22 protein-coding genes are annotated in these 20,659 nt (G+C 72.6%); 7 read left to right on the top strand and 15 right to left on the bottom strand.

The features are described from left to right. Positions 1–95: 95 nt before the first annotated feature. Both FNX44_RS04095 and FNX44_RS04090 read right to left on the bottom strand, forming a co-directional pair. A complete protein-coding gene (locus FNX44_RS04095) occupies positions 96–2,663 on the bottom strand; it encodes an FtsX-like permease family protein (RefSeq protein WP_143646544.1) in 2,568 nt (855 codons plus the stop codon). Between the two features lie 4 nt (positions 2,664–2,667). After that, on the bottom strand, positions 2,668–3,444 hold the full coding sequence (locus FNX44_RS04090; RefSeq protein ID WP_143646543.1) for an ABC transporter ATP-binding protein: 777 nt from the start codon (positions 3,442–3,444) through the stop codon (positions 2,668–2,670). A gap of 123 nt (positions 3,445–3,567) precedes the next feature. On the opposite strand from FNX44_RS04090, the gene FNX44_RS04085 reads away from it, so the two are divergent. Then, a complete protein-coding gene (locus FNX44_RS04085) occupies positions 3,568–3,873 on the top strand; it encodes an antitoxin (protein WP_228449634.1) in 306 nt (101 codons plus the stop codon). Beyond that, the gene (locus tag FNX44_RS04080) at positions 3,870–4,241 is read left to right on the top strand and encodes a fic family toxin-antitoxin system, toxin component (RefSeq protein WP_143646542.1); all 372 of its coding nucleotides are present in this window, start codon (positions 3,870–3,872) and stop codon (positions 4,239–4,241) included. Before FNX44_RS04085 ends, FNX44_RS04080 begins: the two co-directional genes overlap by 4 nt. Positions 4,242–4,271: 30 nt before the next feature. On the opposite strand, the gene bioD is transcribed toward FNX44_RS04080, so the two are convergent. Genes bioD through bioB form a run of 3 tightly spaced genes read right to left on the bottom strand, consistent with a single transcriptional unit; the run spans position 4,272 to position 7,487 of the window. After that, positions 4,272–4,961, bottom strand: a complete 690-nt coding sequence (gene bioD / locus FNX44_RS04075; RefSeq protein ID WP_143646541.1) for a dethiobiotin synthase — start codon at positions 4,959–4,961, stop codon at positions 4,272–4,274. 5 nt (positions 4,962–4,966) lie between these two features. Further along, positions 4,967–6,271, bottom strand: coding sequence for an adenosylmethionine--8-amino-7-oxononanoate transaminase (locus tag FNX44_RS04070; RefSeq protein WP_143646540.1), 1,305 nt, complete (start codon positions 6,269–6,271; stop codon positions 4,967–4,969). Continuing rightward, a complete protein-coding gene (gene bioB / locus FNX44_RS04065) occupies positions 6,264–7,487 on the bottom strand; it encodes a biotin synthase BioB (protein WP_143646539.1) in 1,224 nt (407 codons plus the stop codon). Before bioB ends, FNX44_RS04070 begins: the two co-directional genes overlap by 8 nt. A gap of 148 nt (positions 7,488–7,635) precedes the next feature. Here bioB and FNX44_RS04060 point away from each other — a divergent pair, with 148 nt between their 5' ends. After that, complete coding sequence (locus FNX44_RS04060; protein WP_143646538.1) at positions 7,636–8,781, top strand: 8-amino-7-oxononanoate synthase; 1,146 nt, start codon at positions 7,636–7,638, stop codon at positions 8,779–8,781. 275 nt (positions 8,782–9,056) lie between these two features. Beyond that, positions 9,057–9,497, top strand: coding sequence for an ATP-binding protein (locus FNX44_RS04055; RefSeq protein ID WP_143646537.1), 441 nt, complete (start codon positions 9,057–9,059; stop codon positions 9,495–9,497). A 43-nt stretch (positions 9,498–9,540) separates the two neighbouring features. On the opposite strand, the gene FNX44_RS04050 is transcribed toward FNX44_RS04055, so the two are convergent. Then, complete coding sequence (locus FNX44_RS04050) at positions 9,541–9,870, bottom strand: hypothetical protein (protein WP_143646536.1); 330 nt, start codon at positions 9,868–9,870, stop codon at positions 9,541–9,543. A 4-nt stretch (positions 9,871–9,874) separates the two neighbouring features. Beyond that, the gene (locus FNX44_RS04045) at positions 9,875–10,528 is read right to left on the bottom strand and encodes an ATP-dependent Clp protease proteolytic subunit (RefSeq protein ID WP_143646535.1); all 654 of its coding nucleotides are present in this window, start codon (positions 10,526–10,528) and stop codon (positions 9,875–9,877) included. A gap of 94 nt (positions 10,529–10,622) precedes the next feature. Between FNX44_RS04045 and FNX44_RS04040 the strand changes: the two genes are divergently transcribed. Then, on the top strand, positions 10,623–10,889 hold the full coding sequence (locus FNX44_RS04040; protein WP_143646534.1) for a type II toxin-antitoxin system Phd/YefM family antitoxin: 267 nt from the start codon (positions 10,623–10,625) through the stop codon (positions 10,887–10,889). Positions 10,890–10,919: 30 nt separating this feature from the next. Here FNX44_RS04040 and FNX44_RS04035 read toward each other — a convergent pair whose 3' ends face one another. From FNX44_RS04035 to FNX44_RS04005, 7 genes are all read right to left on the bottom strand, one after another. Beyond that, the gene (locus FNX44_RS04035) at positions 10,920–11,690 is read right to left on the bottom strand and encodes a lysophospholipid acyltransferase family protein (protein WP_143646533.1); all 771 of its coding nucleotides are present in this window, start codon (positions 11,688–11,690) and stop codon (positions 10,920–10,922) included. A gap of 170 nt (positions 11,691–11,860) precedes the next feature. After that, positions 11,861–13,306: a glyceraldehyde-3-phosphate dehydrogenase gene (locus FNX44_RS04030; protein WP_143646532.1), complete on the bottom strand. Its 1,446-nt coding sequence runs from the start codon at positions 13,304–13,306 to the stop codon at positions 11,861–11,863. A 151-nt stretch (positions 13,307–13,457) separates the two neighbouring features. Beyond that, positions 13,458–14,405, bottom strand: a complete 948-nt coding sequence (locus FNX44_RS04025; protein ID WP_143646552.1) for a DUF3048 domain-containing protein — start codon at positions 14,403–14,405, stop codon at positions 13,458–13,460. Positions 14,406–14,523: 118 nt separating this feature from the next. After that, entirely contained in the window at positions 14,524–14,694 is a 171-nt protein-coding gene (locus FNX44_RS04020) for a hypothetical protein (RefSeq protein ID WP_153506817.1), read from the bottom strand. Positions 14,695–14,867: 173 nt separating this feature from the next. Then, positions 14,868–15,818: a cytochrome c oxidase assembly protein gene (locus FNX44_RS04015; RefSeq protein ID WP_143646531.1), complete on the bottom strand. Its 951-nt coding sequence runs from the start codon at positions 15,816–15,818 to the stop codon at positions 14,868–14,870. A 120-nt stretch (positions 15,819–15,938) separates the two neighbouring features. After that, positions 15,939–16,667, bottom strand: coding sequence for a type 1 glutamine amidotransferase (locus FNX44_RS04010; RefSeq protein ID WP_143646530.1), 729 nt, complete (start codon positions 16,665–16,667; stop codon positions 15,939–15,941). Between the two features lie 22 nt (positions 16,668–16,689). Then, the gene (locus FNX44_RS04005; protein WP_143646529.1) at positions 16,690–17,931 is read right to left on the bottom strand and encodes a MurT ligase domain-containing protein; all 1,242 of its coding nucleotides are present in this window, start codon (positions 17,929–17,931) and stop codon (positions 16,690–16,692) included. Between the two features lie 109 nt (positions 17,932–18,040). Here FNX44_RS04005 and def point away from each other — a divergent pair, with 109 nt between their 5' ends. Then, positions 18,041–18,595 carry a peptide deformylase gene (def, locus tag FNX44_RS04000; protein ID WP_143646528.1) on the top strand — a complete coding sequence of 185 codons (555 nt, stop codon included), beginning with the start codon at positions 18,041–18,043 and terminating at the stop codon, positions 18,593–18,595. A 27-nt stretch (positions 18,596–18,622) separates the two neighbouring features. Here def and FNX44_RS03995 read toward each other — a convergent pair whose 3' ends face one another. Next, positions 18,623–19,264: a TetR/AcrR family transcriptional regulator gene (locus FNX44_RS03995; RefSeq protein ID WP_143646527.1), complete on the bottom strand. Its 642-nt coding sequence runs from the start codon at positions 19,262–19,264 to the stop codon at positions 18,623–18,625. A 168-nt stretch (positions 19,265–19,432) separates the two neighbouring features. Between FNX44_RS03995 and FNX44_RS03990 the strand changes: the two genes are divergently transcribed. Then, positions 19,433–20,650: an acyl-CoA dehydrogenase family protein gene (locus FNX44_RS03990; protein ID WP_143646526.1), complete on the top strand. Its 1,218-nt coding sequence runs from the start codon at positions 19,433–19,435 to the stop codon at positions 20,648–20,650. Positions 20,651–20,659 lie beyond the last annotated feature (9 nt).

The raw sequence follows: 20,659 nt of genomic DNA, 5'->3' as shown, positions 1-20,659 counted from the left end.
GGTTTCCCGGCAAACGCCCGGCAAACGCAAACGCCCGGCAAACGTAAACGCCCGGCAAACGCGGAGGCCCGGCAAACCACGCCGTCGGGGCGCGGTCACTCGTGGGCGATCGCGTCAAGCACGTTCATCCGGGAGGCACGCAGCGCCGGCAGCACGGCGGCCGTCAGACCGACCACCAGGGAACCCACCGCCACGGCGGCCACCGTCCACCACGGCACCGCCAGGACCGTCAGCCCCTCCAGCGCCAGCAGCCGGTGCAGCGCCAGCCCCCACACCGCGCCCAGCGCCAGACCCAGCACCGCCCCGAAGAGGCAGATCACCACCGACTCCAGGCGCACCATGCGCCGCAGCTGCCGCCGCGACATGCCCACCGCGCGCAGCATGCCCAGCTCCCTGGTCCGCTCGATCACCGAAAGCGCCAGGGTGTTCACTACTCCGAGCACCGCGATCACCACCGCGAGCCCCAGCAGTGCGTAGACCAGGTACAGCAGCACCGCCACCTGGTCGCGCACCAGCTGCTTGTAGTCGGCGTGGTCGCGCACCTGCACCTGTGGCAGGTCCGCTAGGGCCCGCTCCAGCCGCTCCCGCAGGACCGGTGGACCGGTGCCGTCGGCGGCGTTCACCAGCAGCACCGCGTCCTGCCCCGCGACCTGGTGGCGCTCCAGCGTCGGCAGCCCGAGGAACGCGCCGACGTCCCCGCCCGGCGCCGGACTGCCGCTCTCCACCAACGCCCCGACGCGCAGCTCGGCCGTCCGCCCGCCGACGAAGCCCGCCTCCAGAGTCGAGCCGACTTCCAGACCGTGCCGCGCGGCGAACCGCCGGTCGAGCGCCAACCGGTCGGCGCCCACCGCCCCGGCGGTGTCGCCCGCCGCGTACTCGACCCGGGCGACCTCGTCCAACTCGGGGTCCACGGCCGCGCCGATCGTGCGGTGCGTCGAGCCGTCCGGCAGGGCCAGCCGCAGCGGCACAAAGCGCTCCCGGACGACCACGCCCACACCCTCCACGGCGCCCACCCGCCGGGCGACCTCCGAGGTGAAGGGGCGGAAGCTCTCGTTCTGGACGACAAAGTCCGCGCCGAGGGTGCGGTCCACCTCCCGGTCGAAGGACGCGGTGATCGAGGCGCCGCCGATGGACAACCCGGTGACCAGCGCCAGACCGACCATCAGCGCCGAGGCGGTGGCGCCCGTGCGGCGCGGATTGCGCAGTGCGTTGCGCCGGGCCAGCACGGCGACCGGCCCGAACGCCCGCGGCATACCGAGCCCCAGCACCCGCACCACCGGCCGCACCAGAGCCGGGCCCGCCAGCACGGCGGCCAGCAGCGTGAGCGCCACACCCACCGCGAGCCACATCCCCGCTCGCCCGGCCGACTCGGCGCGGGCCAGCAGCACCAGCGCCCCCGCCCCCGCGACGGCCACCACCGCGCCGAGCGCCGCGCGCAGCCGCAGCGGCCGCCCCACCGCGCTGACCTCGGTGTCCGCCAGCGCGGCCACCGGCGGTACCCGGCCCGCGCGCCGCGCCGGCAGAGCCGCCGCCACCAACGTGACGCCCACCCCGACCGCGTACGCCGCCACCGGCACCACCGGCTCGATCCGGATGTCCGCCGGGTCCAGGTACATGCCGAGCAGGCCCATCAGCCGGACCAGCGCGTGCGCCAGCCCGACCCCGGCCAGCAGCCCCAGGCTCGCCCCCACGACGCCCAGCAGCAGTGCCTCGACCAGCACCGACCGGCGCACCTGCCGGCGTTCGGCGCCGAGTGCCCGCAGCAGCCCGAGCTCCCTCGTGCGCTGCGCGACGAGCATCGCGAAGGTGTTGATGATCAGGAAGACGCCGACAAGTACCGCCACCCCGGCGAAGCCGAGCATCACCCAGCGGATGACGCCCAGCACGGTGCCCAGCTCCTCGGCGGCCGACTCGCTCTGCTGCTCGGCCGTCCGGTAGGTGTAGCCCTCACCCAAGGCGGCGGCCACCCGGTCCCGCAGTACCGGGTGCGGCACACCCTCGGCGGCGGTCACCGCGATCGAGGTGGCCCGCTCGGCGTCGCCCAGCAGAAGGCGAGCGGCGACGTCAGGGTCCACGAAGACCAGCGTCGCGCCGGGGTTGGTGGTGGTGAACGCCGCCAGGCCGACCACCTCGACCTCCGTCGTGGCCGGCTCGGCGACGATCCGCAGCCGGTCGCCGACCGACACGTCGTGCCGTTCGGCGCTGTCCCGGTCCAGCAGCGCCTCGCGGTCGCCGCGTGCCGGCCGGCCCTCGGCGAGCTCCACCACCCGGCGCGGCTCCGGGTACCAGCCGGTGGCGATTGTCGGCGCGCCCGTGCTGGAGCCGATCCGCCGCCCGTCGTCACCGACCACGGTGACGTTCTGTACCCGTACCTCCGGCCGGGCGTCCGCGACGCCCTCGACCTCGGCGGCAGGCGCGGCGAGGGCGGCCGGCAGCGTGGGCTGCGCCCCCGAGAGCGTCTGGTCGCGGCCCTCGGGGGCGTCCCGCGGCAGTACGGTCACATCGGCCGCGCTCGCCGCGAACAGCCGGTCGAAGGTGTGGCGGACGGTGTCGGAGAAGATGACGCTGCCGACGACGAAGGCGACCGAGAGCAGGACGGCGAGCGCGGACAGCAGCAGCCGGCCCCGGTGGGCGGCGAGTGAACGCAGCGTGGCGCGCAGCACGCGGTCAGCTTCCCCTCGGGACGTCCAGCCGCTTCATGCGTTCCAGGACGACCTCGGCGGTCGGGTCCTCCAGCTCGTCCACCAGGCGGCCGTCGGCGAGGAAGAGTACGTGGTCGGCGTGGGCGGCGGCGGCCGGGTCGTGGGTGACCATCGCGACGGTCTGGTCCAGCCGGTCCACCGCCACCCGCAGCTGCCGCAGTACCTCCAGGCCGGAGCGCGAGTCGAGATTGCCGGTCGGCTCGTCAGCGAAGATCAGTTCAGGTCGGGACGCCAACGCCCGGGCGCACGCCACCCGTTGCTGCTGTCCGCCGGACAGCTGGGCGGGCCGGTGACGGAGCCGGTCGCCGAGGCCGAGCGTGGTGATCACCTCGTCCACCCACGCCCGGTCGGGCCGGCGACCGGCGATGTCCATGGGCAGGGTGATGTTCTCCCCGGCGGTGAGGGTGGGCAACAGGTTGAAGGACTGGAAGACGAAGCCCACCCGGTCGCGGCGCAGCCGGGTCAGCTCGCGGTCGCCGAGCGAGGTGATCTCGCTGTCGCCGAGCCAGACCCGCCCGGAGGTGACCGAGTCCAGCCCCGCCAGACAGTGCATGAGGGTGGACTTGCCGGAGCCCGAGGGGCCCATCACGGCGGTGAAGCGTCCGGCGTTGATGTCCACGTCCACGGCGTCGAGCGCGGTGACGGCCACCTCCGAGTCGCCGCCGTACCGCTTGGTGAGCAGCCGGGCCCGGGCGGCCGGTCGTTCGTCGGCCGACGGCTGCGGCTGCGCTGCGGTGGTCATCGTCGTCCTCCCCGCTCCGGCGAGTGGGCCGGCTCTTCGTCCGGTGCTGTCTCGACCGTACGGCCTCGCAGCCGCGCACGCCGGGACCTTGCTCGAGCTAGCGGGTCGGCGCTAGTATGTGTTATGGCCAAGACACAGCTGAACGTGCGGGTGGAGGAGTCCACCGCCGACACCGCGCGGCAGCAGGCGCGCCGCCGCGGAGTGAGCGTCAACCGCTACATCGAGGAACTGGTCCTGCGGGACGCCGGCGAGGCGGGTCACTCCTTCGTGGAGTCCGCCGCCGACTTCATGAAGCAGTACGAGGCGGTCTTCGCCGAGGAGTTCGCGCAGGAGTTCACCGGGGAGGTCGTCGGGGAGTCCGGCGAGGACCGCCCGTTGGAGACCGCCGACTCCGGCTCCGGTGAGCGCAAGGGCCACACCGGCCGGTGAGTCTGCGGATCGACCTCGCCTGGCTGCTCATGGTCGCGGAGGAGAAGATCCCCGGCGACCCGGCCATCACCGACTACGGCGCGCTGATCGCCGCCGTCAGCCGGCACGACGCCGCCGTCTTCGGCCGCCCCGTCTACCGGGAACCGGCCGAGCGGGCCGCCGCCCTCCTCCAACAGCTCCTGCACATCCCGGCGTTGGAGCGGTCGAACGCGATGTTCGCCACCGCCGTCGCATACGGCTACCTGATCGCGGCGGGGGAGAAGGTCGCCACGTCCCCGGAGAAGGTCCGCGACCTGGCCCGACTCGTCAAGGAAGGCCGCGCCGAACTCGTCGACATCGCGGCCGAACTGCGCACCTGGACGCTCTGACGGGCCGCTCACTCCACGGGGACGTACGGCTCACCCGCCGGGCCGGCGGCCCCAGGTACCGCCCAGCTCCGGCGCCAGCCACGCGGGCGCCGACGCCGTGAACCGCGACGCCTGGAACCCCCCGGCCCCGCCCGGGACCACACCCAGCAGCGGGGCACCGGCGACCACCGGCAGATCGTCGAGATTGCAGCGCTCGGCCAGCCCCGGCTCGGACGGCCAACTCCCCACCACCAGCCCACGGCAGGCCAACCCGCGCGAGGCCAGCGCCTCCGCCGTCAGCGCCGTCGTGTTCAGCGTGCCGAGCCCGGCGGCGACCGCCAGCAGCACCGGCGCGTCGAGCAGCCCGGCCACGTCGGCGAGGGTCGAGGCCTGCTCGTCGAGCCGGACGAGCAGCCCGCCCGCGCCCTCCACCAGCACCAGGTCGTGACCGGCGGCCAGCTCCCGCGCCGCCGACACCGGGGGCAACCCCGCCCGCGCCGCCGCCGTCGCCGGAGCCAGCGGCTCCGGATAGCGGCCGAGCTCCCGGCCCGTCACCGCCCCGCCGACCAGCCGCCCGACCTCCGCGACATCGCCGGCCTCGCCCTCCGCGACACCGGTCTGCGCGGGCTTGAGCACCGCGACCGTACGGCCGGCACGCAGCGCGCAGGCCGCCACGGCAGCCGTGACGACCGTCTTGCCGACCTCCGTACCGGTACCGGACACCACCAGGATCTCGCCCAACAACCTCACCCCTCGCGCGCGGCGGCGCACACCGCCGCGCCGATCCGCGCCAGATCCGCGTCGTCGGTGACGTACGGCGGCATCGTGTAGATCAGATCGCGGAACGGGCGCAGCCACACGCCCTCGCGGGCGGCAGCCCGCGTCGCGGCGGCCATGTCGATCTCCCGGTCGAGCTGCACCACACCGATCGCGCCGAGCACCCGCACGTCCCGCACGCCCGGCAGCTCGGCCGCCGGTGCGAGGTGCGCACGCAGCCCGCGCTCGATCCGCCGTACCTCAGCCGCCCAGTCCCGGCCGGTCAGCAGCTCCACGGAGGCCAGCGCCACCGCCGCCGCCAGCGGATTGCCCATGAACGTCGGGCCGTGCGCCAGTACCGGCACCTCGCCACGCGAGATGCCCTCCGCCACCCGAGGAGTGCACAACGTCGCGGCCATCGTCAGATAACCGCCGGTCAGCGCCTTGCCGAGGCACAGCACGTCGGGGGTGACCCCGGCGTGGTCGGCGGCGAACAGCCGGCCGGTCCGGCCGAAGCCGGTGGCGATCTCGTCGAACACCAGCAGCACGCCGTACTCGTCGCACGCCTCCCGCAGCACCCGCAGATAAGCGGGGGAGTGGAAGCGCATGCCGCCGGCGCCCTGCACCACCGGCTCCACGATCACCGCGGCCAGCTCGTCCGCGTGCTCCCGCACCAGCCGCCGCAGCCCGACGGCGTACGACTCGTCCAGCGGCGCGTCGAACCCCGCCGGCGGCACGGGAGCGAAGACCTGCTCGGCCAGCACCCCCGACCACAGCCGGTGCATCCCGCCCTCCGGGTCGCACACGGACATCGGCTGCCAGGTGTCGCCGTGGTAGCCGCCACGCCAGGTCAGCAGCCGGCGCTTCGCGGGCCGGCCCAGCGAACGCCAGTACTGGAGGCACATCTTCAACGCCACCTCCACCGACACCGAGCCCGAGTCGGCCAGGAACACGTGCTCCAGATCGCCCGGGGTCAGCTCCACCAGCCGCCGGGCGAGCCGGACGGCGGGCTCGTGGGTGAGCCCGCCGAACATCACATGGCTCATCCGCCCCAGCTGCGCGCCTGCCGCCTCGTTCAGCACCGGGTGGTTGTAGCCGTGCACCGCCGACCACCACGAGGACATGCCGTCGACCAGCTCCGCCCGGCCCTCGACCGGCTCCGCCAGCCGCAGCCGCACACCGGAGGCCGACTCCACTACCAGCGGCGTCTGCCGACCGGGCATCGGCCCGTAGGGATGCCACACATGGCGGCGGTCCAGCTCCAGCAGCTCCGCGGTGGAGAGCGGGTCAGGCATTCGGCGGGACCTCCGTGCCGGGGCCGCGCCGCCGGACGGTCACCAGCTCGGACCGCTGCCGGGGTGTACCCGACGCGCCCTCCTCGGCCTCGACGTCCCGCGCCTCGACGCTCCCGCCCTCGTCGCCGGCCGCGGCCATCTTGTCGCCGCCGTCGCCGCCGTCGCCGCACGGTCCGCAGCCGCCTCCGCCGCAGCCGGCGGACGCCACGTCCGCCCGGTGCGTCGGCAGCGTCGTCTCGCCCGCGCCCTCGACCTCGAAGCCGGCGTCCGCGATCATGTCGAGGTCGGCCTGTCCGGCCTGGCCCTCGCTGGTCAGGTAGTCGCCGAGGAAGATCGAGTTGGCCAGGTGCAGCGCCAACGGCTGCATCGAACGCAGCTGCACCTCGCGGCCGCCGGCCAGCCGCACCTCCACGTCCGGGCAGACGAACCGCACCATCGCCAGGATGCGCAGCGCCCCCTGCGGCGTGAGGTTCCACTCCGCGGCCAGCGGCGTGCCCTCGAAGGGGATCAGGAAGTTCACCGGCACCGAGTCCGGGTCCAGCGCACGCAGCGCGAAGACCACGTCGACCAGGTCCTCGTCGCTCTCGCCCATACCGGCGATCAGACCCGAGCAGGCCGACAGACCGGCCGCCTGGGCCTGCTGCACGGTGGAAACGCGATCCGCGTACTCGTGTGTGGTGCAGATGTCGCCGTACGTCGCCTCGGAGGTGTTCAGGTTGTGGTTGTAGGCGTCCGCGCCGGCGTCCCGCAGCCTGGCCGCCTGGCCGTCGGAGAGCAGGCCGAGGCACGCGCACACCTCGACGTCCGCGTGCTGCTCCTTGATCGCCGAGATCGTCTGCGACACCCGGTCCACGTCACGGTCCGTGGGCCCGCGCCCACTGGCCACCAGACACACCCGCTTGGCGCCGCCGGCAACCCCGGCGCCGGCCGCGGCCGCCGCCTGCTCCGGCTTCAGCCAGGTGTACTTGAGGATGTCCGCCTTGGACCCCAGCCGCTGCGAACAGTAGGAGCAGTCCTCCGGGCACAGGCCGGACTTCAGGTTGACCAGGTAGTTGAGCTTGACTCGCCGCCCGAACCACTTGCGGCGCACCTTGCCGGCCGCGGCCACCACGTCGAGCAGATCGTCATCGGAGGTCGACAGAACGGCCAGCGCTTCCTCGCGCGTCGGCAGCTCGCGCCGCAGCCCCTTGTCCACCAGCGTCTTCAGCAGGTCCATGGCCCTAGATCCTCGCCTACCGCACAGCGTGCGGCCAAGGAGAGAAGCGACAAGATGCCCTCCGGGAGGTGTGTGTATCGCCACACCGACCGCCGCGGGCACGGGCACTAGGTTCTATGGGGACCCGACAGATCAGCGAGGGGCGGCCATGTCCACCACACCGTTCGGCTGGCTCGCCGAAGCCCGCGAGAACCGCCGGAGCGCCGGACTCCAGCGGCGCCTGCGCCCCAGAAGCGCCGACACGGAGCTTCTCCAGCTCGCCGGCAACGACTACCTCGGTCTCACCCGGCACCCCGCCGTCACGGCCGCCGCCGCGGACGCCGTCCACCGCTGGGGCGCCGGAGCCACCGGCTCCCGCCTGGTGACCGGCTCGACCGACCTGCACGCCGAGCTGGAGGCCGAGCTGGCGGGCTTCTGCGGCTTCGAGGCCGCGCTCGTCTTCTCCTCCGGCTACGCCGCCAACCTCGCGGCCGTCACCGCGCTCACCGGCCCGGACGCGCTGATCGTCTCCGACGCCGCCAACCACGCCTCGCTGATCGACGGCTGCCGACTCTCCCGCGCGACCACCCGGGTGGCCCCGCACGCCGACCCGGAGGCGGTGGCCAAGCTGCTCGCCGGCCACGACGGCCGGGCGCTTGTCGTCTCCGACTCGGTCTTCTCCGTCGACGGGGACGCCGCGCCGCTGACCGAGCTGGCCGACGTCTGCCGCGAGGCCGGCGCCGGGCTGCTGCTCGACGACGCGCACGGCCTCGGCGTGCTGGGCGACGGCGGGCGCGGCGCGGCCTGGGCGGCCGGCCTGGCGGGCCGGGAGGGCACCGTCGTGACGCTCACGCTCTCCAAGTCACTCGGCAGCCAGGGCGGTGCCGTCCTCGGCCCGGCCGCGGTCATCGACCACCTCCTGAACGCCGCGCGCACCTTCATCTTCGACACCGGCCTCAGCCCGGCGGCGGCCGCCGCCGCGCTGGCCGCCGTCCGGTTGCTGCGCGAGCGCCCCGACCTGCCCGAGCGGGCCCGGGCGGTCGCCCGCGGCCTGCACAGCGGTCTGACCGCCGCCGGCCTGTCGGCGGTCAGACCGGACGCGGCCGTCGTCTCCGTCCGCGCGCCCTCCCCGCAGGATGCGGTCGCCTGGGCCGAGCGCTGCCGGACGCGCGGACTGCACGTGGGCTGCTTCCGCCCGCCCTCCGTGCCCGACGGTGTCTCCAGACTGCGCCTCACCGCCCGGGCCGACGTGTCCGACGACACCCTCGACCGCGCCGTCCGCACGATCGTCGAGACCGCCCCGGCAGGCGCCTGAACGGCCGCCGCCCGAGAACCGCGCGCCGCCGCACGGCAGGCCCCGGACACCGGTCAACAGGCCCGTATGACCGGACGTTTCCCACAACCCCGTCAAATACGCTCTGTCGTCGCACAGTTCACCGCTTCGAGCGACAGAGGGGGCAACATCGGCCGCAGTCGGCTCGATCTCCACCGCGACAGTGGCACTCTGACGGAATCAGCCAGCCGCGGACGCGCCGCCCCCACATCCACGCGTCAGGGCGCCCGGGACGCGGTGGGAAGGATCAAGGCGTCATGGCCGATCACCAGGAAGCGTCCGTCAGCCTACCGAGCACACCCGCATCGGTCGGCAGCGCGCGCAGATACGTTTCTGAAACCCTTGCCCAGTGGGGCCTCCCGGCGGACAGCGCGCTCGGCGACGCCGTCGCGCTCATCGTCTCCGAACTGGCCACCAACGCCGTACTGCACACCAGGGGCCAGTCACCGGAGTTCACCCTCCGGCTCCTGCTGGAACGGCAGGAGACACTGCGCGTGGGGGTGACCGACAGCCACCACCGGCTGCCCAGGCGGCTGCCGGCCGCCGTGCAGCAGGACAACGGCCGCGGGCTGGCCATCATCAGGGCGCTGACCGCCGAGTTCGGCGGTGCCCTCACCGTCGTACCGGCAGGCGGCGGCAAGACCGTCTGGATCTCCCTGGGCTGGCCCGACCCGCTCGCCCTCGCCGCCTCCCACTGACCGCGCGTCCGCCGAACCCTGACCGCGCGTCCGCCGAACCCGCTCACGGTCCGTCGTCGAGCCCCCGGTCCGTCGAGCTCCCCTGCGGCAGCACCAGCCGGTCCAACCGCCGCTCGGCTCCCAGCACCCCGAGGGCGCGCCCGAGGACACGACCGTGCAGTTCCCGCTCCCCGCGCTCGTGCATGGCGGCCAGCGCGTCCCGCAGGGCGGCCGCCTGGGTCACCAGCGCCTGCGCCGCCTGCAGCGCGCCGAGCGTGTCACCGCCCCGGGCGGGATTGATCCGGCCGAGCCGGTCCAGCGCGGCGAGGTAGCCGTCGACCAGCTCGCCCTCCGCGCGGGTCAGCGCGGGCAGCGGCGGGAGTTCGGGAAGCATCCGCTCACCTCCGCCCTTCCGGTCCCGGCGCCATCGGGCGCTCGGTGACCAGCGAGTCGACCAGCCCGTAGTCGAGAGCCGCCGCCGCGTCCAGCACCCGCGCCCGGTCGAGGTCGGCGGCCACCCGCCCCCGGTCCTGTCCGGTGAGCTCGGCCAGCAGGTCCGTCATCACGGCGCGCTGTCGCAGCGCCTCCGCCGCCCGCACCGCCACGTCCGCCGGCCGGCCCTCGAACGGATCGGCGAGTGTCGGCTGACGCAGCACGATCCGCGAGTGCGTCAACGCCAGCCGACGCCCCGGGGTGCCGGCCGCCAGCAGCACCGCCGCCTCCGGTCCGACCTGCCCCACACAGACCGTCTCCACCTCGCTCCGCAGCTGGCGGATGGTGTCGTGGACGGCGGCCATGGCCTGGAAGCAGCCGCCCGGCGAGTTGAGGTACAGCGACAGGCCAGGCCCGTCCGCGTCGCCGTCCAGCACGAGGAGTTGCGCGACCACCTCGCCGGCACTGCGCTCGTCCAGTGGTCCGCCGAGCACCACCACCCGGGCGTCCAGCAGCCGCGAGTACGGATCGGTCGTCCGCGCGCCGCGCTCGGTCCGGTGCGTGAACTCGGGCAGAACGTGTCGACCGGCGGAGCCCGGCGGTGCTGACGGCGTCGACATGGCAGACCTCTCCTTCGGAAGACGCGGCGAGCCCGCGCCAGACTGTTAAGTCTGTAAGAAATGTACAGTACGTACGAGTGGGTATGCTGGGGGTATGGCATACGAGATTCCGGTGACGCAGGCGCGCGCGGAGCTGGCGGATCTGATCAACCGCGTGGTCTACGGCGGGGAGCGGGTCGTGGTCACCCGTCATGGCAAGCCGCTGGTCGCCCTGGTGTCCGCCGCCGACCTCGACGCCCTGGAAAGCGCCGCCGCACCACCCGTCGAGGTGGTGCGAACGGTCTCGGGTACCGGTACGAGCAGCACGCTCGACGACCGCGGCAGATACGACGTCGCCGCCCGCCACGGCGACCACCACTGAGACGCGCCCGGCCCGCCGGGAGCGGAGACCTCAGGCGTCGAGCTTCCGCTGCCGACGCCACCGCCCGAAGCGCGACGGGCGTCGCCGAACCGGCGCGACGTCCGCGCCGCGCTCCTCCGCCGCCAGACGGGCCTGCTCCTCCTTGGCCTGCGGCGCGTACACGTCCACGTACTCCTGGCCGGACAGTCGGAGGATCTCGTACATGATCTCGTCGGTCACCGCGCGCAGCACCGCGCGGTCCGACTCCAGGCCGGCGAACCGGGAGAAGTCCATCGGCTCGCCGAAACGAATCGTCACCCGGCCCAGCCGGGGCACCACCCGCCCCGGCGGCTGGAGTTCGAACGTACCGACCATCGCGCAGGGCACCACCTTCACCCCGGCGCCCAGGGCCATCGCCGCCACGCCCACCCGGCCCTTGTAGAGCCGTCCGTCGTGGGAGCGGGTGCCCTCCGGGTAGATCCCCAGCAGCTCCCCGCGCGCCAGTACGGCCAGCCCCTCCCGCAGCGCCGCCTGCCCCGCGCCGCCGGAACGGTCCACCGGGATCTGACCGACGCTCCGGAAGAACGCCGCGGTCAGCCGGCCCTTGATCCCGGGACCGTTGAAGTACTCCATCTTCGCGAGGAAGGTGATGCGCCGTCGCAGGATCGCCGGCATCAGGAAATGGTCGGAGAACGACAGGTGGTTGCCGGCCACGATGGCCGCGCCCTCGGCCGGCACGTGTTCAAGCCCCTCGATGCGCGGGCGGAACAGCAGCCTCAGCAGCGGCCCCAGCAACACGTACTTGAGCACGTAGTAGAACAACGGGTCAGTCTCCCCACTCCGCCGCACCGGACAGCTGTGCGTTGACGGGACATCAGGACGTGTGCCCATGCTGACATCCCCGCGCGCCCACCGCCACGAAACGCCGACCGCCCGTCACCGGCGGAGAACGCCGGCCACGGGCGGCCAGGGGAGAGCGGGACAGCGACGGATCAGACCGCCGGAGCCGGGAACGTCGGGTACTCGACCCCGGAGACGTGCTGGACGACCCGGACGACCTGGCAGGAGTAGCCGAACTCGTTGTCGTACCAGAGGTACAGGATGGCGTTGTCCCCGTCGACCTTCGTGGCGCCCGCGTCGACGATCGAGGCGTGGCGCGAGCCGATGAAGTCGCTGGAGACCGCGTCGGGCGCGCTGATGAAGTCGATCTGACGCTTCAGCGGCGAGGTCAGCGACACGTTCCGCAGGTAGTCCAGGACGTCCTCCCGGCTGGTCTCCCGGCCGAGCTGGAGGCTGAGGATCGCGATCGAGACGTCCGGCACCGGGACGCGGATGGAGCTGCCGGTGATGGGCGCCTTCAGCTCCGGCAGCGCCTTGGCGACGGCGGAGGCGGCACCGGTCTCGGTGATGACCATGTTGAGCGCCGCCGAACGGCCGCGCCGGTCGGAGTTGTGGTAGTTGTCCAGCAAGTTCTGGTCGTTGGTGAACGAGTGGACGGTCTCCACGTGGCCGCGCCGCACACCGTACTCGTCCGCCATCGCCTTCAGAGGCGGCACGATCGCGTTGGTGGTGCAGGAGGCGCAGGAGAGGATCTGCTCGTCCGGCTTGATCGTGTCGTGGTTGACGCCGTGGACGATGTTGGGGATGTCGCCCTTGCCGGGGGCGGTCAGCACGACCTTGTGGATGCCCGGGCGCAGGTGCTTCGACAGGCCCTCGCGGTCCCGCCACCGGCCGGTGTTGTCGATGAGGATGGCGTCCTTGATGCCGTACTCGGTGTAGTCGACCGTCGTCGGGTCGTCGGAGTAGATGACCCGGATCTCGTTGCCGTTGGCGATGATCTTGCTGTTCGCCTCGTCGACCGTGATCGTGCCCTGGAACTGACCGTGGATCGAGTCGCGGCGCAGCAGCGAGGCCCGCTTGACGATGTCCTGGCCCGAGCCGCGGCGCACCACGATGGCCCGCAGCCGCAGACCGTTGCCGGAACCGGCCTTCTCGATCAGCAGCCGGGCGAGCAGCCGACCGATGCGGCCGAAGCCGTAGAGCACGACGTCGCGCGACTCACGACGGTCGATCTTGTTCTCCCCGGTGGCTCCGGCGACCGCCTCGGCGGTGAACTCCTCCACCGACAGGCCGCGATCATCACCGCGGTAGGTCGCGGCCAGCATGCCGATGTCGATCTGGGAGGGCCCCAGGTCAAGAGTGGTGAGAGCCTGCAGGAAGGGAAGCGTCTCGGTGACCGAGAGCTCCTCGCCGGCGATCTGACGGGCGAACCGGTGGGTCTTGAGAATGCTGACCACCGACTTGTTCACCAGGGAGCGGCTGTGCAGCAGGACGGTGACGTCCCGCTCCCTCTGCAGCTTCCCGATCATCGGGATCATCGACTCCGCGATCTTCTCGCGGTTCTTCCAGTCAGTGAACGAGTCCTCGTTGACAGTCACAAGTTTATCTTTCGAGCTAGGCGGTGCTCATATGTTAACCGCACGCTCCGATCGTCCGATGAGCGGGCCACTGCTCATCGGACCACCCCCCGCCGCACCGCCGTCTCCCCAGCTCAGAGCGGTAGGGCGGCCACCGCGCGGGAGACCGTCGTCAGTCACGCCCCGCCTCGGCGAGCACAAACCAGACCGGCCCGACGGCGAACGGCAGCGGGGAGCCGTCGGGAGAGGAGAAGCGCGTGCCCACCGATGCGGTCGGCCGCTCCCAACGCGCCTCGAAGGCCCGGCCGTCACGCAACACCAGCGCGTCACCCGTCCCGACCGTCTCGGTGTACGGGGTCACGTTTCCACCCCGGTCCCGGAAGTCCGACCCCCGCACGGTGACGTACTGCACTACCACCGTCGCCGCCGACAGTCGCACCCCCGCCGTACCGACCGCCGGCTCGCCGTCGAAGGAGACCAGCCACCGGCCCTCACCGCTGGACCACTCGAACCCGAAGGAGGCCGCCGGGAACCGCACCGTGTGCCGCTCCCGCGCCTCACCGCCGGTCGGCCGCCGCTTGTCGAAGACCAGCCCGATGTCGGCGGCCGTACTCGCCTGCGGCGCGGCCGCCAGCACCGCCGACGGGCGCAGGTACAGGTTGTGCGGCGCCGGCCGCCCCGCGCCCCGCGTGTAGGCGTCAGGCGCCGCCGAGGGTGGCACCGGATACAGCGGGGCCCCCTCCAGCAGCGGCCGCAGCCGCGACTGCACCCCGGAGTAGCCCAGCGCCGGCCGACCGAACTGCTCCAACAACTCAAGATCCGACTCCCGGGCGCTGCGCACCGGACCGACCCGGTCCGGCAGTCGCCCCGAGTAGACGGCGACCAGCCGGCTCAGCCCGGACTCCACGCGCTCGACATAGACAAGATCCGCGTCCTCGACCCCCGTGTGCGGCCGCGCCGGCCGCACGTTGTCGACCTTGACCGCGAGCACCGGCCCGGCCCTCACACCCGCCTCGCCGGTGAACGGCGAGGCGGTGGGGGAGGGGGAGGGAGTCGGCTGCGTCCCGCGGTCACCGTTCTGCTCGCCGCCCCGCTGGCAGCCGCACGACACCAGCAGCATCAGCAGCGCTACCGCCGCCGCGCCGCGCGCCAGCCACGCCCTTCGACCACGCCCGTCCACCGCACAGCTCCAGACCGTCGGCGACGTCTTCGGTCAGCCGGTCCGCCCCGGCCGCCGCTCAGTTGCCGCCCTCCGCGGTGACCAGACCGAGCGTCACCAGGCCCAGCACGATCCAGGCGAACCACAGCAACCCGTTGCCGCCCAGGGCCACGCTGTACGCTGTCGCGGCGACCAGCGCCGCCAACGTCGCGACGGTCATCTTCTTGACAGATCCGGTCATTCCGGTCATGGCGGCCACCTCCACGGCGGTGCGGCACCCACGGCTGTCCGTGCGCGCCGGGCCAGCTACCGCCATGGTCCCGCAGAATGGCCGATTCGCGCTACTTCGCGGCGCTATGCGGCCCTCGGGTCCTCGGCGCCCTGCACTCACCTCCGGGCGAACCGGCCGGACGGCCGCCAGGGTCACCTACCGCCGGAGTTGAGCGAGGCCAGATAGGCGTTGTAGGCCGCCAGCTCCTTGTCGCCGTCCCGGTCCGCCGCCCGGTCCTTGCGCCGGGCCTGCCGCTGCTCGGAGTGGTACCACTGGTAGACCAGCGCGATCAGCACGATCACCGACGGGATCTCGCTGAACGCCCACGCGATGCCGCCGGCCGCGCTCTGGTCGGCCAGCGCGCTCACCCCCAGGCTCGCCGGCGGGTTCTGGTAGGTGCCGATCATCGGCTCGCTGGCCATCATCAGCGCGATGCCGAAGAACGCGTGGAAGGGCATCGAGGCGAACAGCTCCAGCATCCGCATGATGTACCCCGGCCGGTGCGGACCCGGGTCCACGCCCATGATCGGCCAGAAGAACACCAACCCCACCGCCAGGAAGTGGACCATCATCCCGATGTGGCCCGCCCGCGACTCCATCAGGAAGTCGAACAGCGGCGTGAAGTACAGCGCGTACAGACTCGCGATGAACAGCGGGATGGTGAACGCCGGATGTGTGATCACCCGCACGTACCGGCTGTGCAGGAACGCCACCAGCACCTCGCGGGGCCCCCGTCTGCCGCGCCCGGCCGACGGCAGCGCACGCAACGCCAGCGTGACCGGCGCGCCCAGCAGCAACAGGATCGGCGACAGCATGCTGATCACCATGTGCTGCACCATGTGCACGCTGAACAGCACCATGCCGTAGTCGTTCAGCGCCGTGACCGTCACCAGCGCCACGCTCAGCACCCCGACCGCGAAGGCGATCGTGCGGTGCACCGGCCAGCGGTCGCCGCGCGCCCGCAGCCGCAGCACACCCCAGCCGTACAGCGCGAGCACCAGCAGAGACCCATAGAGGAAGAACGGCTCCCCGGTGAACTCCAGCCCCCTGCCCCAGGTGAAGGGAGGCAGCTCCGGGGGCATGCCGTGTTCGCCGTGGTCCATCGCGTGATCTCCTGGCCGGTTGGTTCGCGCCGATTGCCCGAACAAGAGTAGAACCGCCCCCGGCCGCACTCGCGGCCGGGGGCGGTTGGCGTCCGAATCGCGGACGTTGTCGCCGGTGGGTCAGGCGGGCCCGGTGGCCGCCGCGATGCGCTCCCGACGCAGCGCCTCGTACCAGCGGTCGTCCACCGGCGGCAGCGCGTTCACGTCCAGCGCCAGCTTGATCAGCAGATCGGCGATCTGCGGGTTGCGCGCGAGCACCGGGCCGTGCATGTACGTGCCGAACACGGTGTCGTTCCAGGCGCCCTCGGTTCCGTCGCCGGTGCCGTTGCCGCGCCCGAGCCGGACCCGGGCGAACGGCCGGGCGGTCGGCCCGAGGTGCGTGACGCCCTGGTGGTTTTCGAACCCGGTCAGCTGCGGCAGCCGAAGCCGCTCGTCCACGTCCGCCAGCACGTCGCCGACGCAGCGCTCGCCCTCGCCGCGCACACTCGTCACGTCCAGCAGGCCGAGCCCCTCCTCCCGCTGCCCGAGGTCGTTGACGAACTCGTGGCCGAGGATCTGGTAGCCCGCGCACACCGACAGGATGATCGCCCCGTTGTCGGCGGCCCGGCTCAGACCGCCGTCCCGCCGCAGCCGCTCGGCCGCCAGCCGCTGCGGCCGGTCCTCGCCGCCGCCGACCAGGTAGATGTCCCCGGAGGTGGGGATCGGCTGGTCGGAGCGCACGTCCATGCGCTGCACCGCCAGCCCGCGCTGCTGCGCCCGGCGCTCCACGACCAGCACGTTGCCCTGGTCGCCGTAGGTGCTCAGCAGGTCCGGGTAGACCCACACGACCCGCAGACTCGAGTCACTCATCGCTTGTCACTCCTCACTGGGGTCAGTTGCCGACGGCGCGGCGCAGGTCCTGGAACGCGGTGTAGTTCGCGATCGCCTCGATACGACCGGGCGGGCACGCCCGCACGGCCTCCTCGGCGGTGTCGAACACCTGGAAGTCGACTCCGGCCACCTCCAGCCGCACCGCCAGGTCCAGCCGCCGGTCGCCGATCACGCGGATGGGGTGCCCGGCGAGCCGCGAGTAGTCCACGTCCCACAGCCAGGAGGTGTCGGTTCCGTCGGCCCCGCGCGCGTTCACCGCGAGGATCACCGGCGCCGGCGGCGGGTCGATCAGGGAGAACGTCTCCAGCCAGCCGGCCGGGTTCTTCGCCAGCAGCAGCCGGATGTCCCGACCGAGGTAGTTGACCACGTCGTACCGACCGGCGACCGCCTGCACCGAGTACATCCGCTCCAGCGCCACCTGCGGCGGCACCCCGAACGCGGCGGCTACCGCGGCGGACGTCGTCGCGTTCGCCTTGTTGGCCCGCCCCGGCAGCTGGAGCCGGATCGGCCAGGCGGAACCGTGCGGGTCCAGCACGTGGTCCCCGGAGAGCGCCCAGGTCGGCGTCGGGCGGCGGAAACCGCACTCGCCGCACAGCCAGTCGTCGCCCGGCCGCTGCATCACGCCGCCGCACGAGGGGCAGGACCAGGCGTCGTCCTTCCATTCCTGTCCGGCCGCCACCCACACGACGTTCGCCGAGGAGGACGCCGCCCACACCACCAGCGGATCGTCCGCGTTGGCGATGATCACCGCCTTGGAGCCGGCCAGCCCCTCCCGCCAGCGCTCCGCGAGCATCCGCGTCTCGGCGGCCCGGTCCAGCTGGTCGCGGGAGAGGTTGAGCAGCGCGATGGCCTTCGGCGTCACGTCCCGCGCGACACCGGCCAGGTACTTCTCGTCGACCTCGATCACGCCGTAGCGGGCCTTGGAACCGCCGGCCAGCGCGGAGGTGATCCCCGCCGGCATGTTGGCCCCCAGCGCGTTGGAGACGACCTCCTCACCGGTGGCCCGCAGGGCCTCGGCGATCAGCCGGGTGGTGGTGGTCTTGCCGTTGGTCGCGGAGACGAGCACGACGTCCAGATGCGCCGCGAGCCGGGCCAGGAGGTCGGGGTCGAGTTTGAGAGCCACCCGGCCGCCGATCACCGATCCACTGCCGCGACCCGCGGCCCGAGACACCGCCGCCGCGGCCTTGCCCGCCGTCACAGCCAGTTTGGCGCGCGGCGACAGCGGCTCCGAGTTGCCTGCCATCGTCCTTGATCCTCCTTGCGCTTCGCTCATGGTGCAGCCTATCGAGAGTTGGGCCCCCGGCCCGAACCGCACCACCATCGGGCGAGACGCGGGCCGTAGGGTGTCCGACATGCGACGAGGCCCGATTCCCGGCGGCACCGGACAAGTCCGGCCCCTGACCCTGTACCGCACACCGGTGCTGCACGGGCCCTGCGAGCCCGTGACCGACTTCGGACCCGAACTCCACCGCCTGGTGGAGGACATGTTCGCCACCATGTACGCCGCCGGAGGCGTCGGTCTGGCCGCCAACCAGATCGGCGTCCCGCTGCGCGTCTTCGTCTACGACTGCCCGGACGACGAGGACCGCCGCCACCTCGGGCACCTGGTCAACCCGCGCCTGGTCGACGTGGGCGGTGAGGACGTGACCGGCCCGGAGGGCTGCCTGTCCCTCCCCGGGCTCGAGGCGCGCACCACACGCGCCGACCACGCCCGGGTGGAGGGCCTGCGTACCGACGGCGCACCGGTCACGGTCGAGGGTACGGGTTTCTTCGCCCGCTGCCTCCAGCACGAGTGCGACCATCTGGACGGCACCGTCTACGCGGACCGGCTCGGCCCGCTGCGCCGCCGCCGTCTGCTGCGCGCGGTACGCCGCACACCCTGGGGAGCACGCGCCGAGCACGACTGACGCCCCCGCCCGCGACCGACGCGGCGCTCAGAACGTGGGCCGCCCCGCCCGGTCGGCCGCCGCCGCCAGCCTGCCCCACAACAGGTCCGCCAGATGGGCCACCAACTGCTCGCGCGGACACGGCCGTTCACGCAGCCACCAGTCGCCGGCCGCGTGCATCATGCCGACGATCCCGTGGCCCCAGACCCGGGCCAGCTCCTCACTGTCCGGACCGAGGTCCAGGCGCTCCTCGATGAACACCGCGAGCTCCTCGCCCAACCGGCGCAGCAGCGGCGCCGAGTGGTGACCGACGTCAAAACCCTGCTCGGTCTCGGCGTCCTCGGCCGGGTGCATCAGGAAGCGGTAGACCTGCGGGTGCGCCTCGACGGCCGCCAGATACGTGTCCAACGTGGCCTCCACCCGCTCCCGGCGCTCGGCCGGGGCGTCGAGCGAGGCCCGCAGCGACTCCAGCAACGCGTCCGTGTGGCGCTGCGCCAACGCCCGGTAGAGCCCGCCCTTGTCGCCGAAGTGGCGGTAGAGGATCGGCTTGGTGATGCCCGCCTCCGCGGCGATGGCGTTCATCGACGCCCTGGGCCCGTCGCGGAGCACCACACGCTCCGCGGCCTCCAGCAGTTCCCGTCGTCTGCGTTCCGCCGTGCTGCGCTGTGCCGCGCGCGGGCCGGTTTCCATTCGGCGTGCCCTCCACCGTGCTGGGGATCTCGTCGTCGCTCGCGCAACGTAACACCTGGCGCGGGTACCGCCATGCCCCGCACAAGAGCCATCCCGGCAGGTTGACACGGTGTACCCATGGGTAACAAACTTGCGTTACCGCTAGTAACATACCTGTGGAGGCGCAAGATGGCGGAATTCGCACTCGATCTCAACGACGACCAGAAAGCCGTCCGGGACTGGATCCACGGCTTCGCCGCCGACGTGATGCGCCCCGCCGCCGCCGAATGGGACGAACGCGAGGAAACCCCCTGGCCGATCATCCAGGAAGCCGCCAAGATCGGCATCTACTCGCTCGACTTCTACGCCCAGCAGTTCTTCGACCCCACCGGCCTCGGCATCCCCATGGCCATGGAGGAACTCTTCTGGGGCGACGCCGGCATCGCCCTGTCCATCGTCGGCACCGGCCTCGCCGCCGTCGGCGTCCTCGCCAACGGCACCGAGGAGCAGATCGGCACCTGGATCCCCCAGATGTACGGTGACGCAGACGACGTCAAGGTCGCCGCCTTCTGCTCCTCCGAACCCGACGCCGGCTCCGACGTCTCCGCCATCCGCACCCGCGCCGTCTACGACGAGGCCAAGGACGAGTGGGTGCTCAACGGCACCAAGACCTGGGCCACCAACGGCGGCATCGCCAACGTCCACGTCGTCGTCGCCGTCGTCGACCCCGAACTCGGCTCCCGAGGCCACGCCTCCTTCATCGTGCCCCCCGGCACCCCGGGCCTCAGCCAGGGGCAGAAGTTCCTCAAGCACGGCATCCGCGCCTCCCACACCGCCGAAGTCGTCCTCGAGGACGTCCGCGTCCCCGGCAGCTGCCTGCTCGGCGGCAAGGACAAACTCGACGAACGCCTCGCCCGCGTCCGCGAAGGACGCCGCAGGCAGGGCGGCAACGCCGCCATGGCCACCTTCGAAGCCTCCCGCCCCGCCGTCGGCGCCCAGGCCGTCGGCATCGCCCGCGCCGCCTACGAGGTCGCCCTCGACTACGCCAGGACCCGCGTCCAGTTCGGCCGCCCCATCATCGACAACCAAGGTGTCGCCTTCCAACTCGCCGACATGCGCACCCGGATCGACGCCGCACGCCTCCTCGTCTGGCGGGCCTCCTGGATGGCCGCCGCCAAGCAGCCCTTCACCGCCGCCGAGGGATCGATGTCCAAACTCTTCGCCGGCGAGACCGCCCGCGAGGTCACCGCCCAGGCCATGCAGATCCTCGGCGGCAACGGCTTCACCCGCGAGTACCCCGTCGAGCGCATGCACCGCGACGCGGCCATCTACACCATCTTCGAAGGCACCAGCGAGATCCAGCGCCTCGTCATCGCCCGCAGCATCTCCGGAGTCCCCATCCGCTGACCCCGGCAC

Source organism: Streptomyces alkaliterrae (assembly GCF_007097205.2).
GTDB classification, from domain to species: Bacteria; Actinomycetota; Actinomycetes; order Streptomycetales; family Streptomycetaceae; genus Streptomyces; species Streptomyces alkaliterrae.
Note: the sequence above shows the minus strand (reverse complement) of the source record. Positions and strands in the feature narration are given on the sequence as shown.

Excerpts from the sequence above, each read along its gene's own strand:
- FNX44_RS04090 (WP_143646543.1), bottom strand. The coding sequence starts at position 3,444 with ATGACCACCGCAGCGCAGCCGCAGCCGTCGGCCGACGAACGACCGGCC.
- FNX44_RS04085 (WP_228449634.1), top strand. The coding sequence starts at position 3,568 with ATGGCCAAGACACAGCTGAACGTGCGGGTGGAGGAGTCCACCGCCGAC.
- FNX44_RS04070 (WP_143646540.1), bottom strand. The coding sequence starts at position 6,271 with ATGCCTGACCCGCTCTCCACCGCGGAGCTGCTGGAGCTGGACCGCCGC.
- bioB (WP_143646539.1), bottom strand. The coding sequence starts at position 7,487 with ATGGACCTGCTGAAGACGCTGGTGGACAAGGGGCTGCGGCGCGAGCTG.
- FNX44_RS04060 (WP_143646538.1), top strand. The coding sequence starts at position 7,636 with ATGTCCACCACACCGTTCGGCTGGCTCGCCGAAGCCCGCGAGAACCGC.
- FNX44_RS04055 (WP_143646537.1), top strand. The coding sequence starts at position 9,057 with ATGGCCGATCACCAGGAAGCGTCCGTCAGCCTACCGAGCACACCCGCA.
- FNX44_RS04050 (WP_143646536.1), bottom strand. The coding sequence starts at position 9,870 with ATGCTTCCCGAACTCCCGCCGCTGCCCGCGCTGACCCGCGCGGAGGGC.
- FNX44_RS04045 (WP_143646535.1), bottom strand. The coding sequence starts at position 10,528 with ATGTCGACGCCGTCAGCACCGCCGGGCTCCGCCGGTCGACACGTTCTG.
- FNX44_RS04040 (WP_143646534.1), top strand. The coding sequence starts at position 10,623 with ATGGCATACGAGATTCCGGTGACGCAGGCGCGCGCGGAGCTGGCGGAT.
- FNX44_RS04025 (WP_143646552.1), bottom strand. The coding sequence starts at position 14,405 with ATGCTGCTGGTGTCGTGCGGCTGCCAGCGGGGCGGCGAGCAGAACGGT.
- FNX44_RS04020 (WP_153506817.1), bottom strand. The coding sequence starts at position 14,694 with ATGACCGGAATGACCGGATCTGTCAAGAAGATGACCGTCGCGACGTTG.
- FNX44_RS04015 (WP_143646531.1), bottom strand. The coding sequence starts at position 15,818 with ATGGACCACGGCGAACACGGCATGCCCCCGGAGCTGCCTCCCTTCACC.
- FNX44_RS04010 (WP_143646530.1), bottom strand. The coding sequence starts at position 16,667 with ATGAGTGACTCGAGTCTGCGGGTCGTGTGGGTCTACCCGGACCTGCTG.
- FNX44_RS04005 (WP_143646529.1), bottom strand. The coding sequence starts at position 17,931 with ATGGCAGGCAACTCGGAGCCGCTGTCGCCGCGCGCCAAACTGGCTGTG.
- def (WP_143646528.1), top strand. The coding sequence starts at position 18,041 with ATGCGACGAGGCCCGATTCCCGGCGGCACCGGACAAGTCCGGCCCCTG.
- FNX44_RS03995 (WP_143646527.1), bottom strand. The coding sequence starts at position 19,264 with ATGGAAACCGGCCCGCGCGCGGCACAGCGCAGCACGGCGGAACGCAGA.
- FNX44_RS03990 (WP_143646526.1), top strand. The coding sequence starts at position 19,433 with ATGGCGGAATTCGCACTCGATCTCAACGACGACCAGAAAGCCGTCCGG.